General features: G+C 64.5%; 15 protein-coding genes. 4 read left to right on the forward strand and 11 right to left on the reverse strand.

Going from position 1 to position 16,179, the window contains the following annotated elements:
- Positions 1-184 precede the first annotated feature (184 nt).
- Positions 185-1,189, reverse strand: coding sequence for a 2-hydroxyacid dehydrogenase (locus ACVMIH_RS28290; protein ID WP_253605834.1), 1,005 nt, complete (start codon positions 1,187-1,189; stop codon positions 185-187).
- A 346-nt stretch (positions 1,190-1,535) separates the two neighbouring features.
- On the opposite strand from ACVMIH_RS28290, the gene ACVMIH_RS28295 reads away from it, so the two are divergent.
- Positions 1,536-2,063, forward strand: coding sequence for an SH3 domain-containing protein (locus ACVMIH_RS28295; protein WP_076824741.1), 528 nt, complete (start codon positions 1,536-1,538; stop codon positions 2,061-2,063).
- Between the two features lie 72 nt (positions 2,064-2,135).
- Here the strand turns inward: ACVMIH_RS28295 and irrA are convergent, their stop codons facing one another.
- On the reverse strand, positions 2,136-2,627 hold the full coding sequence (irrA, locus tag ACVMIH_RS28300) for an iron response transcriptional regulator IrrA (RefSeq protein ID WP_026192029.1): 492 nt from the start codon (positions 2,625-2,627) through the stop codon (positions 2,136-2,138).
- Between the two features lie 327 nt (positions 2,628-2,954).
- Between irrA and fabA the strand changes: the two genes are divergently transcribed.
- The 3 genes from fabA to fabV all read left to right on the forward strand — a co-directional run bounded on the left by fabA (position 2,955) and on the right by fabV (position 5,994).
- Positions 2,955-3,476, forward strand: coding sequence for a 3-hydroxyacyl-[acyl-carrier-protein] dehydratase FabA (gene fabA, locus ACVMIH_RS28305; RefSeq protein WP_057015289.1), 522 nt, complete (start codon positions 2,955-2,957; stop codon positions 3,474-3,476).
- A gap of 43 nt (positions 3,477-3,519) precedes the next feature.
- The gene (gene fabB, locus ACVMIH_RS28310) at positions 3,520-4,743 is read left to right on the forward strand and encodes a beta-ketoacyl-ACP synthase I (RefSeq protein ID WP_057015290.1); all 1,224 of its coding nucleotides are present in this window, start codon (positions 3,520-3,522) and stop codon (positions 4,741-4,743) included.
- 78 nt (positions 4,744-4,821) lie between these two features.
- Positions 4,822-5,994, forward strand: a complete 1,173-nt coding sequence (fabV, locus tag ACVMIH_RS28315) for an enoyl-ACP reductase FabV (RefSeq protein ID WP_456864188.1) — start codon at positions 4,822-4,824, stop codon at positions 5,992-5,994.
- 121 nt (positions 5,995-6,115) lie between these two features.
- On the opposite strand, the gene ACVMIH_RS28320 is transcribed toward fabV, so the two are convergent.
- The 9 genes from ACVMIH_RS28320 to ACVMIH_RS28360 form a co-directional block, all read right to left on the reverse strand.
- On the reverse strand, positions 6,116-6,712 hold the full coding sequence (locus tag ACVMIH_RS28320; RefSeq protein ID WP_253638170.1) for a glutathione S-transferase family protein: 597 nt from the start codon (positions 6,710-6,712) through the stop codon (positions 6,116-6,118).
- Complete coding sequence (locus ACVMIH_RS28325; protein WP_456854017.1) at positions 6,709-7,185, reverse strand: GNAT family N-acetyltransferase; 477 nt, start codon at positions 7,183-7,185, stop codon at positions 6,709-6,711. The genes ACVMIH_RS28320 and ACVMIH_RS28325 overlap by 4 nt, the downstream gene beginning before the upstream one ends.
- A gap of 123 nt (positions 7,186-7,308) precedes the next feature.
- Entirely contained in the window at positions 7,309-8,031 is a 723-nt protein-coding gene (locus tag ACVMIH_RS28330) for a superoxide dismutase (protein ID WP_456864190.1), read from the reverse strand.
- A 203-nt stretch (positions 8,032-8,234) separates the two neighbouring features.
- The gene (gene pnp / locus ACVMIH_RS28335) at positions 8,235-10,397 is read right to left on the reverse strand and encodes a polyribonucleotide nucleotidyltransferase (RefSeq protein WP_050383431.1); all 2,163 of its coding nucleotides are present in this window, start codon (positions 10,395-10,397) and stop codon (positions 8,235-8,237) included.
- Between the two features lie 314 nt (positions 10,398-10,711).
- On the reverse strand, positions 10,712-10,981 hold the full coding sequence (gene rpsO, locus ACVMIH_RS28340) for a 30S ribosomal protein S15 (RefSeq protein WP_016844725.1): 270 nt from the start codon (positions 10,979-10,981) through the stop codon (positions 10,712-10,714).
- Positions 10,982-10,983: 2 nt separating this feature from the next.
- On the reverse strand, positions 10,984-12,093 hold the full coding sequence (gene truB, locus ACVMIH_RS28345) for a tRNA pseudouridine(55) synthase TruB (protein WP_076824499.1): 1,110 nt from the start codon (positions 12,091-12,093) through the stop codon (positions 10,984-10,986).
- A complete protein-coding gene (gene rbfA, locus ACVMIH_RS28350) occupies positions 12,093-12,503 on the reverse strand; it encodes a 30S ribosome-binding factor RbfA (RefSeq protein WP_028343913.1) in 411 nt (136 codons plus the stop codon). The genes truB and rbfA overlap by 1 nt, the downstream gene beginning before the upstream one ends.
- A gap of 174 nt (positions 12,504-12,677) precedes the next feature.
- The gene (infB, locus tag ACVMIH_RS28355; RefSeq protein WP_076824501.1) at positions 12,678-15,374 is read right to left on the reverse strand and encodes a translation initiation factor IF-2; all 2,697 of its coding nucleotides are present in this window, start codon (positions 15,372-15,374) and stop codon (positions 12,678-12,680) included.
- A 107-nt stretch (positions 15,375-15,481) separates the two neighbouring features.
- Complete coding sequence (locus ACVMIH_RS28360) at positions 15,482-16,168, reverse strand: RNA-binding protein (protein ID WP_456864192.1); 687 nt, start codon at positions 16,166-16,168, stop codon at positions 15,482-15,484.
- Positions 16,169-16,179: the final 11 nt, after the last annotated feature.

Here is a 16,179-nt window from a genome sequence, read left to right on the forward strand (position 1 = left end):
GGGGTCCAGCCACACGCACCGTCGCTCGTGGAGAGAGATGATCCCCACCCGCTTTGCTCTGGCGAGCAAAGCGACCTCCCCTTTTCAATGGTAGGTTATGGAAAGAAGCGGTCCCGGATTGCGCGGAGCCTGTCATCGGGCGCGCGTTCGCGCGACCCGTTGGCTCCATCCGGGCTACGAGCGCTTACAGCATGCTCGGCAGCACGCGATCCGGCGGCTTGTGGGCGTCGAGGAAGGTTCGGATGTTGATGATCACCTTCTCGCCCATCTCGACGCGGCCTTCGATGGTGGCCGAACCCATATGCGGCAGCAGCGTCACCTTGCCGGCCTTGGCGAGCCGCACCAGCTTCGGGTTCACCGCGGGCTCGTGCTCATAGACGTCGAGGGCTGCGCCGCCGATATCGCCGGCTTCGATCAGCTTGATCAGCGTGTCCTCGTCGATCACCTCGCCGCGCGCGGTGTTGACGACATAGGCCTCTTTCCGGATCAGCTTGAGCCGCCGCGCCGAGAGCAGGTGATAGGTGGCCGGCGTGTGCGGGCAATTTACCGAGATGATGTCCATCCGCGCCAGCATCTGGTCGAGGCTTTCCCAATAGGTCGCCCCGAGCTCTTCGGCGATCATGGGCGCCACCGGGCGGCGGTTGTGATAGTGGATCTGCAGGCCGAAGGCGCGGGCACGGCGCGCCACGGCCTGGCCGATGCGGCCCATGCCGACGATGCCGAGGCGCTTGCCGCCGATGCGGTGGCCGAGCATCCAGGTCGGCGACCAGCCCGCCCAGTGCTGCCTGCCTTCGGTCAGGATCGAGGCGCCCTCGATCAGGCGCCGCGGCACCGCCAGGATCAGCGCCATGGTCATGTCGGCGGTGTCCTCGGTTAACACCTTCGGCGTGTTGGTCACCGTGATGCCGCGGGCATGCGCCGCGGCGACATCGATATTGTCGACGCCGTTGCCGAAATTGGCGATCATCTTCAGCTTGCAGTCGGGCTGATTGATCACGTCCTCGCGGACCATGTCGGTCACGGTCGGCACCAGCACGTCGGCGGTTCGCGCCGCCTCGGCGATCTGCTCCGGCGTCATCGGCGTGTCGTCGAGATTCAATCTGGCGTCGAACAACTCGCGCATCCGGGTCTCGATCGAGTCCGGCAGCTTGCGGGTGACGACGACGAGAGGCTTTTTCTTCACCGACATGTCCTGCTTTCATGACGCGCGGCTTGCCAAAAAGCAAACCGTTGAGGCCTCATTAACCCGGTTGTTCGACACTGCTGATAGCCGCGCTGTCCCGGCGTTTCCTTCGCGTTTCCTAGGGTTCCCCGATACTTGCCCCGGCTCTTCGCCAAGGCGAAACGACGGGCAAATTCGGGTGTTCTGGCTCTCAGGCGTTCCGTCCTCTCTAGCAGAAGGCCGGGCCAAGACAAGAACCCCTCGGACTTGCAGTGCGGGAGCGAACGGCGCAGGCGCCGGGGGCCCTCGGGCGTGGTTTGGGTTGCAATTCGCCGAGTGCCGATTGGGCATCTCGGCAGGAGACGGGTTGATGGTGGCGTTCTGGCGTTTCAGTTCATTGGTGGCGCTGGTCGGAAGCATGCTGAGCGCGTCGGTCATGCCCGGACATTCCGCCAAGGATTTGAGCCCCACCACCAGCGGCCTGCCGATCCCGCGCTATGTCAGCCTGAAGTCGGATCACGTGAACGTCCGGGCCGGCCCGACCAAGGACAATGACGTCGCCTGGGTCTACACCCGGTCGGGGCTGCCGGTCGAAATTACCGCCGAGTTCGAGAACTGGCGCCGGGTGCGCGATTCCGAGGGTGCCGAAGGCTGGGTCTATCATTCCCTGCTGTCCGGCCGCCGCACCGCCGTCGTCACGATGAAGAACAAGGACGATCTGGCCTCGCTCTACGATCGTCCCGACGCCACCAGCGCGATCGCGGCGCGCCTGCAGGCCGGCGTCGTCGCGCAGGTAAAGAAATGCGCCAATAACTGGTGCCGGGTCACCGGCAGCGGGTTCGACGGCTGGATCGAGCAGCAGCGCCTCTGGGGCGTCTACGCCGACGAGAAGGTGGACTGAGTTTTCCTCGTCCCGAACGACAATGGCCGGGACGAGCCCGGCCATCACAACTCAAATCGACGGTAAGACGGTTCAGCGCTTCTTGCGCAGCCGCACCACCATGTCGACGCGGGAGATCTCGTAGCCTTCCGGCACGTCGGGCATCTTCGACAGCACGAGGTTCGGGTCGGGAATGTCGACCAGCTCGTGGTTATGCTCGAGATAAAAGTGGTGGTGCGTCGACACGTTGGTATCGAAATAGGTTTTCGTGCCGTCGACGCTGACCTGGCGCAGCAGGCCGGCGTCGGTCAGCTGGTTCAGGGTGTTGTAGACGGTCGCCAGCGACACCGGAACCTTGGCCAGCGTGGCTTCCTCGTACAGCATTTCAGCGGTCAGGTGGCGGGCACCCTTGCCGAACAGCAGCCAGCCCAGCGCCATGCGCTGACGGGTCGGCCGCAGACCGGCAGACTGCAACATTTCGTTGACGTCATGCCACGGACAGCCGGTCAGGGCAGGGTGGTGCCCAGCGCCCCGGGCAGCCGGGTGCACGGCATCATCGTTCACAGCCGGTACTTCCTCGTTCATATCCACTCTATGCACCCAACTCAGGCAATATTCCTCATAAATATAAAAAGGATGCCTATCAGATGCAAGTTTTTCGCAACTAGAACGAATCCAAGCTGCGGTAGAAACCTAAGGAGAAGCGGTCATTTATCCTCGGAATGCCGCTTTGCCGCCCAGTTGGCGCTATGTTAGAGAGCGCGCGGACCACATATGCGCTTTCGGCAGAGATAACAGGCCGTAGCGTACCCAGGTAGCGCCAAGATGCGGGACGGGTTATTCCGGTTCCCGTGGGTAGATCAAGGTCCGACCAAGCAAAGCGCTCATCGGGACATCAGAGGTGGAAAGAGGATGCTGGATCGGCGCGGCGGTTACGAATACGAGGATTTGCTGGCTTGCGGGCGGGGCGAGCTTTTCGGTCCCGGCAACGCCCAGTTGCCGCTGCCGCCGATGCTCATGTTCGATCGGATCAGCGAGATTTCGGAGAATGGCGGCGAGTTCGGCAAGGGGCTGGTGCGCGCCGAGCTCGAGGTGAAACCGGATCTCTGGTTCTTCGGCTGCCATTTCAAGAATGATCCGGTGATGCCGGGCTGCCTCGGCCTCGATGCCATGTGGCAAATGGTCGGCTTTTACCTCGGCTGGATCGGTGGCGAAGGTCGTGGCCGCGCGCTCGGCCTCGGCGAGCTGAAGTTCTCCGGACAGGTGCTGCCGCAAGCGCGCAAGGTTGTGTACAACATCGATATCAAGCGCGTGATGCGGTCAAAGCTCGTGCTTGGAATTGCCGACGGGTGGCTTTCCATGGACGACGAGATTATCTATCGCGCCAAGGACTTGAAGGTCGGGTTGTTCAAGCAGGGCACGGCTCCATCTTGAGCAGGATCATCATGCGGCAACATAAAGGCAGGGCGAGGCGAACATGAGGCGGGTTGTCATCACGGGGATGGGTATTGTCTCGTCCATCGGTAACAACACCCAGGAAGTGCTTGCGAGCCTCTACGAGGCGAAGTCGGGCATTTCGCGCGCGGAGAAGGCCGCCGAACTCGGCTTCCGCTCGCAGGTGCACGGTGCGCCGACACTCAATCCTGCCGAGGTGATCGATCGCCGCGCGATGCGGTTCCTTGCCGAAGGTGCGGCGTGGAATCACGTTGCGATGGAACAGGCGATCCGCGACTCGGGCCTCGAGGAAAACGAAGTCTCCAACATCCGCACCGGCATCATCATGGGATCCGGCGGTCCGTCGACGCGCACGCTGGTGGAGGCCGCCGACATCGCGCGCGCCAAGGGCCCGAAGCGGGTCGGTCCGTTCGCAGTGCCGAAGGGCATGTCCTCGACCGCGTCGGCGACGCTCGCCACCTGGTTCAAGATCAAGGGCGTGAACTATTCGATCTCGTCGGCCTGCGCGACGTCGAACCACTGCATCGGCAACGCCTATGAGACGATCCAGATCGGCAAGCAGGATGTCATCTTCGCCGGCGGCTGCGAGGAACTCGACTGGACGCTGTCGGTGCTGTTCGACGCCATGGGCGCGATGTCCTCGAAATACAACGACACGCCCGCCACCGCCTCGCGTCCCTACGATCTCAACCGCGACGGCTTCGTCATCGCGGGCGGCGCGGGTGTCGTGGTGCTGGAAGAGCTCGAGCATGCCAAGGCGCGCGGTGCCAGGATCTATGGCGAGGTCGTCGGCTACGGCGCAACCTCCGACGGCTACGACATGGTGGCGCCGTCAGGCGAGGGCGCCGAGCGCTGCATGCGCATGGCGATGTCGACGGTGAACACGCCGGTCGACTACATCAATCCGCACGCCACTTCGACGCCCGCCGGCGATCCGCCGGAGATCGAGGCGATCCGCAAGGTGTTCGGCACCGGCGACAAGTGCCCGCCGATCTCGGCGACCAAGGCGCTGACCGGCCACTCGCTCGGCGCCACCGGCGTGCAGGAAGCGATCTATTCGCTGCTGATGCTGAACAACGGCTTCATCTGCGAGAGCGCGCATATCACCGAACTCGATCCGGTGTTTGCCGACATGCCGATCGTGCGCAGGCGCATCGACAACGCCAAGCTCAACACCGTGCTGTCGAACTCGTTCGGCTTCGGCGGTACCAACGCGACGCTGGTGTTCAGGCGGCTTGACGCGTGATTTCGCCTCTCCTCGCTTGCTGAGGGAGGTCCGCAGGCAGCGAATGGGAACATTGCAACGATCCGGAATGGGGTGGGAATGATTATTGAACCGCGCGTGCGAGGCTTCATCTGCACGACGGCACATCCCGTCGGCTGCGCCACGAATGTCCGCGAACAGATCGCCTATGTTCTGAAGCAGGGTCCGGTCGCCGACTGCCCGAAGCGCGTTGCCGTGCTGGGCTGCTCGACGGGGTATGGCCTCGCGAGCCGCATCGTCGCGACCTTCGCCGGCGGCGCCGATACGATCGGCGTGTCGCTGGAGCGCGAGCCGTCGGAAAAGAGAAGCGCCAGCGCCGGCTGGTACAACAACCGCGCCTTCGAGATCGAGGCCCAGAAGATCGGACGCTCGCCGCTCACGCTGGAGGGCGACGCCTTCTCCGACGAGCTGAAGGCGACCTTCATCGAGCGCGTGCGCGAGAAATTCGGGCAGCTCGACCTCCTGGTCTACAGCATGGCCGCGCCGGTCCGTACCGATCCCGACACCGGCAAGACCTATCGTTCGGTGATCAAGCCGCTGGGCGCCCCGGTCGAGATCAAGACGCTCGACACCGAGACCGGCGAGGTATTCCAGACCACGCTCGAGCCGGCGAGCGAGGAGCAAACCGCGGCCACCGTCGCGGTGATGGGCGGCGACGACTGGAAGCGCTGGATCGACCAGCTCGCGGATGCCGGCGTTTTGGCGCTGGGCTTCCAGACGCTCAACTACACCTATATCGGCAGCGAACTGACCTGGCCGATCTACTGGAACGGCACGCTCGGCCGCGCCAAGGTCGATCTCGACAGCAAGGCGGAAGCGATCCGCGGCCGGCTCGGCGCGGACGCGGCCCGCGTCGTCGCGTTGAAGGCCGTCGTCACCCAGGCGAGCTCGGCCATTCCGGTGGTGCCGCTCTATGGCACGGTGCTGTTCAAGGTCATGAAGCAGCTCGGTCTCCACGAAGGCTGCATCGAGCAGATCGATCGCCTGTTCCGGACCAAACTCGGCAGGGATGTCGCGCTCGACGATACGCAGCGCGTCCGGGTCGACGATTGGGAGCTTTCGCCCGAAGTGCAGACGGAAGTGTCGCGGCGTTGGCCACTGCTCACCACCGAGACGCTCGGCGAGTTGGCCGATCTCGGCGAGTACAAGAGCCAGTTCCTCCGCCTGTTCGGCTTCGGCATCGACGGCGTCGACTATACGCAGGATGTCGATCCCCGCGTCGTGCCGGGTTAGGCCGTTCGGGAAACATCGCAATCACAGCTTCGTAGCCCGGATGGAGCGCAGCGCAATCCGGGACAGTCCCTCTGTGGCAGAGAGCCCCGGATTTCGCTGCACTTCATCCGGGCTACATGTCTCACCCCGCCGCGATCTTCTCTGCGCGCTGGAACGCGGGCCGGGCCACGCAGCGGCCGATATAGGCCTCGAATGACGGCCGCGACGGCACCATCTTGAACACGCGCACCGCAAAGTTCAGTCCCGCGCCGATCGCGATGTCGGCCGCGGAGAATTGATCGCCGAGGATCCATGGCCCCTTCTGCAGCTCGGCGTCGAGCACGTCGAACACCTGCGCGGCGTTGCCCCATGCCGCGGTGCTGGTCGGCACCTCGAGCTTGGTGAAGAGCTGGATCAGCGCCGGCTCGATGCAACTCGGCGAGAAAAACAGCCACTGCAGATAGCGCGCCCGCTTCGGGTCCGTCGCTGCCGGCGCGAGTTTGGTCTCGGGATAGCGGTCGGCGATATAGGCGCAGATCGCGGCGGCCTCGGCGAGCTGCGCGTCGCCGTCGGTCAGCGCCGGCACCTTGCCCATCGGGTTGATCTTGAGAAAATCGGGCGATTTCTGCGCCCCGGTGCTGATGTCGGTCAGCACCCGTTCGTATGGCAGGCCGGATTCCTCCAGCAGCCAGATGGCTGAGAACGAGCGCGAGCGCGGCGACCAGTACAGCTTGATCATGGCTTAGCCTCCGATGTGCGGTTTGTTCTCATCCACCGATAGTGCTTCATCATGAAGCCGGTGACCGGATGGGGCGCTTCCTTCTCGAAGATGAAGCCTTCGCGCTCGTACCAGCGCCAGGCCTTCTCGTTCTCCCGGACGCATTTCAGCCAGATCTCGTCGGGCATCTGCCGGCGCGTGAAGGCAAGCAGCTCGCGTCCCAGGCTCCGGCCCTGATAGGCGGGGACCACCATCAGCTGATCAAGCAGCAAGGTCGGCAAGTGCAGCGCCAGCATGGCGGCGATGCTGCCCTGATCGTCGGCGACGAACAGGCTCCAGCCGCCGGCGATCTCGCGCGGCAGGCGGATACGCAGATCGTTCAACAGGCTGTCGCTGGCTTGCGAGAGCCCGGTCGAAACCCAACTAGCCATCCAGGCGCGCGCGATCGCGTCATGTTCGTCGGGACGAGCGGGGCGGATGATCGGCAGCGTCATTGTTCCCTATCGCCTTCGACGCCGGCGGCGCGACGCTGTGGGTGCATAAAGGTGAAAGCCCGCGAGCGCCTCGCGGAGCTTTCAACTCTAGCGTAGTTGTTTGCGACCGGCGAGCCCGGCGGCTCACACGCCGAGCGTGCCGGCCTTTGCTGCCGCATAGCGCTCAGCCACGGCCTTCCAGTTCACCGTATTCCACCACGCCTTGAGATAATCGGGGCGGCGGTTCTGGTAGGTCAGGTAATAGGCGTGCTCCCAGACGTCGTTGCCGAGCAGCGCGCGCTTGCCGTCCATGATCGGATTGTCCTGGTTCGGCCGCGTCTCGATCGCGAGCTTGCCGTCTTTGGTCACGGTGACGAACACCCAGCCGGAGCCGAACACGCGCCCGCCGGCAGCGTTGAAATCGGTCTGGAATTTTTCCATGCCGCCGAGGTCGCGATCGATTGCGGCGAGCACCTCGCCGTCCGCCTTGCTGCCGTTCGGTCCCATGATCTGCCAGAACATCGTGTGGTTGGCGTGGCCGCCCATGTTGTTGCGCACGCCGGTGCGGATCGCCTCCGGCACGCTGCGGAGATTGGCGAGCACCTCGACGACCGGCTTCTCGGCGATCTGCGGATTGTCCTTGGCGAAATTGTTGAGGTTGGTGACATAGGCCTGATGATGCCGGTCGTGATGGATTTCCATCGTCTTGGCGTCGATATGCGGCTCCAGCGCATTGGTGGGATAGGTCAGCGGATCGATCTTGAACGGTCCGGCGGGGGCCTGCGCGAATGCCGTGCGCGATGCGGCTGCGGCTGCGGCGATGCCGCCTGCTGCGATGATCAAATGGCGTCGGGACATCGAGGACATCGTGGTTCTCCGTGCTGGGAAAGCTTCCTGATGTTAGGCCCGAGTTGTGAACGGGTTCCAGCGAATCCGGTCACAATGCCGGGTCAAAATCGCGCATGCCGATCAGCGGAGATTGATTTGCGTCCGATCTCGGCAAACCAAAAAGGGCGGCCACAGGGCCGCCCTTTTCGTAACAGTCGATTTGCTAGTCGATTGGCCTTGGCTTACTCGCCGGCAGCTTCGCGCGGCGCCGCAGCCGGCGCTTCGGTCTTCTGCTTGGCCTCGAGATCTTCGCCGGTCTCCTGGTCGACCGCCTTCATCGACAGGCGGGTCTTGCCGCGATCGTCGAAGCCGAGCAGTTTGACCTTGACCTTGTCGCCTTCCTTGACGACGTCGGAGGTCTTCTGCACGCGGTTGGACGCGAGCTGGCTGATGTGGACGAGGCCGTCCTTGGCGCCGAAGAAGTTCACGAACGCGCCGAACTCCATCACCTTGACGACGGTGCCCTCGTAAATCTGGCCGACCTCCGGATCGGAGGCGATCGACTTGATCCACTTGATCGCAGCCTTCATCGCCTCGCCATCGTTGGAGGCGACCTTCACGGTGCCGTCGTCCTCGATGTTGACCTTGGCGCCGGTCTTCTCGACGATCTCGCGGATCACCTTGCCGCCGGTGCCGATCACTTCGCGGATCTTGTCGGTGGCAATCTTGAAGGTCTCGATGCGCGGTGCGTATTCGCCGAGCTCGGCGCGCGCCGCGGTCAGAGCCTTGGCCATCTCGCCGAGGATGTGGATGCGCCCTTCCTTGGCCTGGCCAAGCGCAACCTTCATGATCTCTTCGGTGATGCCCTCGATCTTGATGTCCATCTGGAGCGAGGTGATGCCGTGGTCGGTACCGGCGACCTTGAAGTCCATGTCGCCGAGATGATCCTCGTCACCGAGGATGTCCGACAGCACCGCGAAGCGCTGACCTTCGAGGATCAGGCCCATGGCGATACCGGCGGTCGGCCGCTTCAGCGGCACGCCGGCGTCCATCAGCGACAGCGACGCGCCGCACACCGAAGCCATCGAGGACGAGCCGTTCGACTCGGTGATCTCGGAGACCACGCGGATCGTGTACGGGAACTCGTGGTGCGGCGGCAGCACCGGGTGGATCGCGCGCCAGGCGAGCTTGCCGTGGCCGATTTCGCGGCGCTTGGTGCCGCCGAGGCGACCGGTTTCACCGACCGAGTAGGGCGGGAAGTTGTAGTGCAGCAGGAACGTTTCCTTGTACGTCCCCGACAGTGCATCGATGTACTGCTCGTCCTCGCCGGTGCCGAGCGTGGTCACGACCATCGCCTGGGTCTCACCGCGGGTGAACAGCGCCGAGCCGTGGGCGCGCGGCAGCACGCCGGCTTCGGCGATGATGTTGCGCACGGTCTTGGCGTCACGGCCGTCGATGCGCTTGCCGGTGTCAAGGATGTTCCAGCGAACGATCTTGGCTTCCAGTTCCTTGAACACGCCGGCGACGCGGAGCTTGTCGTATTTCGGCTCCTGGCCTTCCGGGAAGAAGTGCGCCAGCACCTTCTCCTTGACGGCGCCGACCGCGGCATAGCGTTCCTGCTTGACCGGGATCGCATAGGCCTTGCGGAGCTCCTGTTCGGCGATGCCGAGCATCTCCTTCTCGATCTCCGAATTGTCGATCGTGGTGACTTCGCGCGGCTCCTTGGCGGCCTTCTCGGCGAGTTCGATGATCGCGTTGATGACCGGCTGGAAGTGGCGGTGGCCGAACATGACCGCGCCGAGCATCACGTCCTCGTTGAGCTCCTTGGCTTCCGATTCGACCATCAGCACGGCGTCGGCGGTGCCGGCGACGACGAGATCGAGCTGGGTCTCGGTCATCTCGTCCAGCGTCGGGTTGAGCACGTATTCGTCATTGGCGAAGCCGACGCGCGCGGCGCCGATCGGGCCCTTGAACGGCGCGCCCGACAGCGTCAGGGCGGCGGAGGCGGCGACCAGCGACACGATGTCCGGATCGTTCTCCATGTCGTGCGAGAGCACGGTGACGATCACCTGGGTCTCGTTGCGCCAGCCGTCGACGAACAGCGGACGGATCGGGCGGTCGATCAGGCGGGAGACCAGCGTCTCCTTCTCGGTCGGACGGCCTTCGCGCTTGAAGTAGCCGCCGGGAATGCGGCCCGCAGCGTAGGTCTTCTCCTGGTAGTCGACCGTGAGCGGCAGGAAGTCGACGCCCTCGCGCGGCGCCTTCGCCGCAACGACGGTGGCAAGCACCACGGTCTCGCCGTAGGTGGCCATCACGGCGCCGTCGGCCTGGCGGGCGATCTTGCCGGTTTCAAGTTTGAGGGGACGTCCACCCCAGTCGATTTCGACGGAATGCGAATTGAACATTTCGGTTTTCTTTCATGGTTTCACGAAAGCACGGCGCCCTGAAACACAAAGACCATGCCAAGACGGCGAGACACTGATGCGCTGTCGCGATCAGCATCCGGCGATCCTGCCATGGTCCCTGGATTTCGGATGGCGTCCATCCTTTCGGTCATCTGGGCATCTTGCCCGGCCCAGCGGCCGGATTGCTGCTGGACGCTAGTGTGCATGGCGCGACTGCCATGCTGCGCATGGTCATCTTTCGACAATTCGAAAGCCCGAGTTCACGGACGACCATGCGAAAACGCGCGCGAACCCTCGCGCGCGTGCTTCTCAAATCAACGACGGATGTTGTGCTTTTCGAGCAGCGCCTTGTAGCGCGCCTCGTCCTTGCGCTTGATGTAGTCAAGCAGGGAACGACGCGTCGACACGAGCTTCAGGAGGCCGCGGCGTGAATGGTTGTCCTTCACATGGCTCTTGAAGTGCTCGGTGAGGTTATTGATGCGTTCCGACAGGATCGCGACCTGAACCTCGGGCGAGCCGGTGTCGCCGGCTTTGTTGGCATTCGTCTTGATGACTTCCGCTTTGCGTTCGGCGGTAATCGACATCGTCAGTTACTTTCATGGTTGCGAGCCGGACCGGCAGTCAGTCCGTTCAGGTTGAACACGCGCTTGGGGATGAGTTCGCCATTGCCAATTTCGGCAAGCGCGAGAAGCCGGCCTGCCACCGTGACATAGACTGTGCCGCTGGTATTGGGCGCATCCCGTCCGCGCAACAAAACGGCCTGGCCCCTGTGGAGCCTTGCCGCATCAGCCCGTGTGACGGCCAGTGCCGGGATGTCGTCCAGCGCGGTCTCAACGGGCAAAAGCGCGTCGGCGAGGCTGCCCTCGCCAGACGCGGCTCTATTGCATAAAGCCTCCAACTGTTCCAGCGGAATCATGTCTCGTTCGGTAAACGGACCGACAAGGGTTCGCCGCAGGGCGCAGATATGGCCGAAACAGCCCAGAATCCGGCCCATATCGCGGGCCAGCGCCCGGACATAGGTTCCCTTGCCGCACTCGGCCTCGAACACGGACTGGCCGTTATCGCCATGTTCTACAAGGGTTAATTCGTGAATTTCGACCGGGCGCGGCTTCAGTTCCACGGTCTCGCCGTCGCGCGCCAGATCATAGGCGCGCTCGCCCTGCACCTTGATCGCCGAATATTGCGGCGGGATCTGCTCGATCACCCCGGTAAAGCGCGGCAACAGTTCCCGGATCGAATCGGCGGTCGGCCGGCTCTCGCTGGTCCTGACCGGCCGCCCCTCGGTGTCGTCGGTGTCGCGCTCCTCGCCCCAGCACACCGTGAAGCGGTAGCGCTTGCGGCCGTCCATCACGAACGGCACCGTCTTGGTGGCCTCGCCCAACGCGATCGGCAAGCCGCCGGAGGCGAGCGGATCGAGCGTGCCGGCATGGCCGGCGCGCTTGGCCTGAAACAGGCGCTTGAGCACCGCGACCGCCTGCGTCGAGGTCATGCCGATCGGCTTGTCGAGCACCACCCAGCCGTGGACGTCGCGCTTGTCGCGGCGCGGCTGCTGGTTCTGCCTGCCCTGCTTCTGGCGCGGGTCGTTGTTGGTGCGGCGCGCATCGTCGGTGCGATGGCCGGCAAAAGCATCCCGCTCAGCGTCGCGCGCGTCGGTATCCTTCGCGTCGATAACGCTGTTGGTCGTCATCACAGTCATCACTCGTCGTCCGAATCGGGTGCAAGGTCTCGCTGCACCGCAGGTGTCCGCAGTAGTTTCTCGATGCGCTCCGCCTCGTCGAACCGCTCATCGACGCGGAAGCGAATGTCGGGTGCAAATTTCAGGTTGACGCGGTGCGCGATCTCGCCGCGAAGGAACTTCTTGTTGCGCTCGAGCGCGGATATCACCGTGTCGGTGTCGCGTCCGCCGAGCGGCATCACGTAGATCGTGGCGAGCTTCAGATCCGGCGACATACGCACCTCGGGAACGGTGATGATGTGGCCTTCCAGATCGGGATCGTGAACCTCACCCTGTGACAGAATCTCGGCAACTGCATGGCGAACCGTTTCGCCGACGCGCAGCTGACGTTGCGATCCGCCGGGGCTGGAACTCTTCTTTTGACGGGGCATGACCTTTTTCCAAAACCGTCGCGCCCGCCAGCCGTGGCCGCGGGCATCAATGTCCTTGCTTTGCTTTCAATCGGACGATGCGCTGGTGGCCGGACTAAAGTCCGGCCACGCCGTCGCATTTTCAGTTAAATGGACCCAGCGCCTAGCAAGATCTGCGCTTCGTAAGATTTGGACTTACAGAGAGCGCTGGATCGTCTCGATGCGGTAACACTCGATCACGTCGCCGACACGCATGTCGCCGTAGTTCTCGAACGCCATGCCACACTCCTGGCCGGCGACCACTTCCTTCACTTCATCCTTGAAGCGCTTCAGCGTCGACAGCTTGCCTTCGTGCACCACGACGTTGTCGCGGATCAGGCGAACATTGGCGCCGCGTTCCACGGTGCCGTCGGTGACGCGGCAACCCGCGACCTTGCCGACCTTGGAAATGTTGAACACTTCCAGGATCTGCGCGTTGCCCAGCATGGTTTCGCGCAGCGTAGGCGCGAGCAGGCCGGACATCGCCTTTTTGATGTCATCCACGAGGTCGTAGATGATGTTGTAGTAGCGGATCTCGATGCCGTTGCGCTTGGCCGCGGCCGCCGCTTCCTTGTTGGCGCGGACCGAGAAGCCGATGATCGCGGCGTTGAAGCCTTCCGCCAGCGTGACGTCGGATTCCGAGATGCCGCCGACGCCGGCATGCAGGATGCGGGCGGCGACTTCGTCGGTGCCGAGCTTCTCGAGCGAGCCCAGGATCGCTTCCAGCGAGCCCTGCACGTCGGCCTTGACGATCAGCGGGAACTCCTTGCGGCCCGCGGTCTTGAGCTGCGACATCATCTGCTCGAGCGAGCCGCGCATGCCCGAGATCGAGGCCGCGGCATTCTCGCGCTTCTGGTGCGCGCGATAGCTCGTGACCTGACGGGCGCGGGCTTCGTTCTCGACCACGGCGAGACGATCGCCGGCTTCCGGCGGGCCGTTGAAGCCGAGCACCTCGACCGGCACCGAAGGGCCGGCCTCTTCGAGATTCTCGCCCTGGTCGGAGATCAAGGCGCGGACGCGGCCCATCTCGGCGCCGGCCACGATGATGTCGCCGACGCGCAGCGTGCCGCGCTGCACCAGCACGGTCGCGACCGGACCGCGTCCGCGATCGAGCTTGGCTTCGATCACGGTGCCTTCCGCCGGACGCTCCGAGTTGGTCTTCAGGTCGAGGATTTCAGCCTGCAGCGCGATCATCTCGAGCAGCTTGTCGAGATTGGTCTTGTTCTTGGCCGAAACCTCGACGTCGACGACGTCGCCGCCGAGCGATTCGACCTGCACCTCGTGCTGGAGCAACTCGGTGCGCACGCGCTCCGGCCGCGCATCCGGCTTGTCGATCTTGTTGATCGCCACGATCATCGGCACCTTGGCCGCTTTGGCGTGATTGATCGCCTCGATCGTCTGCGGCATCACGCCGTCATCGGCCGCGACCACCAGCACGACGATGTCGGTGACCTTGGCGCCGCGGGCGCGCATCGCGGTGAACGCGGCGTGGCCGGGTGTGTCGATGAAGGTGATCTTGGTGCCGCTCTCGGGCGACAGCACCTGGTAGGCGCCGATATGCTGGGTGATGCCGCCGGCTTCGCCCGATACGACGTTGGCGTGGCGCAGCGCGTCGAGCAGCGAGGTCTTGCCGTGGTCGACGTGACCCATGACGGTGACCACCGGCGAGCGCGGCTCGGTGTCGGTGGAATTGTCGACGACGTCGAACAGGCCCTCTTCCACGTCGGACGCCGCGACGCGCTTGACGCTGTGGCCGAGTTCTTCGGCGATCAGTTGCGCAGTGTCGGCATCGATCACGTCGGTGATCTTGTGCATCGCGCCCTGCTTCATAAGCATGCGGATGACGTCGACCGCGCGTTCCGACATGCGGTTCGCGAGTTCCTGGATCGTGATCGCTTCCGGAATGGTGACTTCGCGGATCAGCTTTTCCTTCGGTTCGTTCGACGCATGCCCCTTCAGGCGCTGGGTGCGGCGGCGGAACGAGGCGATCGAACGCTCGCGCACGTCGTCGGCGTTGAGCGCAGTGGTCAGAGTGAGGCGGCCGCGCTCCTTCTGCGGGCCGGGCTTGTGGGTGGTCTTCGGAGCCGCGGCGGGGCGCACGGCGCCGCCGGGGCGGCGCACTAGGCGCGGACCTTCGTCTTCGTCCGGCCCGGCCGCAACTGCCGCCGGCCGCGGCGCAGAGGCTGGTGCGCGCGCGGTTGTCGTGGTGGTCGGGCGTGCTGCGGGCGCGCGGGCAGGCGGAGCAGACGCAGGTGCGGCTGTCGCAGGCCTGGCCGCTGTTGTGGCCGGAGCGCCGGGTTTGGCTTCGCCCTCGCCAAAGCGGCGCTTGGCCTCGACCTCGGCCTTGCGCTTGGCCTCTTCCTCGTGGCGGTGGCGCTCCTCTTCCGCTTTGCGGCGGGTTTCGGCGGCCTCGCGCTCTGCCTTCTCGGCAGCCTCGCGGACGGCGCGGCGCTTGGCTTCCTCTTCGGCCTGGCGGCGCTCCTCGATGTCGCGCTGACGGGCGTCGGCCAGCGCGCTGGCGCGCGCGGAACGCTCGTCCTCGGTCAGGGTCGGCAGCACCACGCCGGAGCGGGTGTTACGCTGTTGCTGGCCGGGAGGCGGGCCTGAGGGGCGGCCGAGCGGCGGCCTGGCGGCCGGCGCCGCTGGCTTTGCAACCACGGGTTCCGGCGCGTGCGCCTCGCCGGGACCATCGCCACCGACGCGACGCTTGCCGCGCTTCTCGACCACGACCTGCTTGGTCCGGCCGTGGCTGAAGCTCTGGCGCACGGTGCCCGTCTCGACGCGCGGCTTCAGCGACAACGTCTTGCTCGGGACACTCAAAGTCTTGTCGCCAGGGGTCTTGGTATCAACCATTCAGCAGTCCTAATCTCGTTTCGCTGTGCGTTTGCCGCACAAATCCTTCAACGTGTCGTCGTTTGCTGAGCATGACCGGTCGGAAAGACGGCGTCCGCCTTCCCGGATCACGCTCTGGAATTTCTGGCCGCTTCGGCGGTCTTGTCGTCGTCGGCCAGCCGGTATCGGACCAGCATCTGGCAGCGCGACAGGAACGTCTTGCTCGCCGGGCCCGCGAGCAGCGCAGCATGTATCACATTTGACCGCCCAAGTGCCAAATCCAATTCTTCCGACGTCAAAACATTGACGACGGGGATTACCGGCGATTCACCACGTTTTTCGCCCCTTTGCCCCACGATCGCGTCCAATTTGCGGATTCCGTCCGCCGCGCCGTCGGAAGCGTGGATCAGGGCTGCAGTTTCGTTCCGGTTGAGTGCGTCCTCGACCTTGCCGAAGCCCGAAACGACCTGACCGGCCTTGGCGGCCATTGCCAGGGCCTCGGTGACGCTGCGCACCAGGAGGGTGTCGGTATCGGTGGGAAGGGTCGGCGCGACGCGGACGTCGCGCTTGAATCCCTTGCTAAATTGGTGACGGCGGACCGCTTCCGCAACGCTGCGCCGCGACGCGGAAACCCAGAGTCCGCGGCCGGGCAGCTTGCGCTTGATATCCGGGATCACCTCGCCTGTGGGCGCGACGACGAACCGGATCAGCTCGTCGATCGGACGCACCTCGCGGCTGACCGCGCACATCCGCGTGGTCGCGGACTTCTGCGTCCGCGGCCCATCGTCGAGATCGGGGTCAGCCTGAGCCAGCATCCGTGGGGCAT

It is taken from the genome of Bradyrhizobium sp. USDA 4503 (assembly GCF_054055815.1).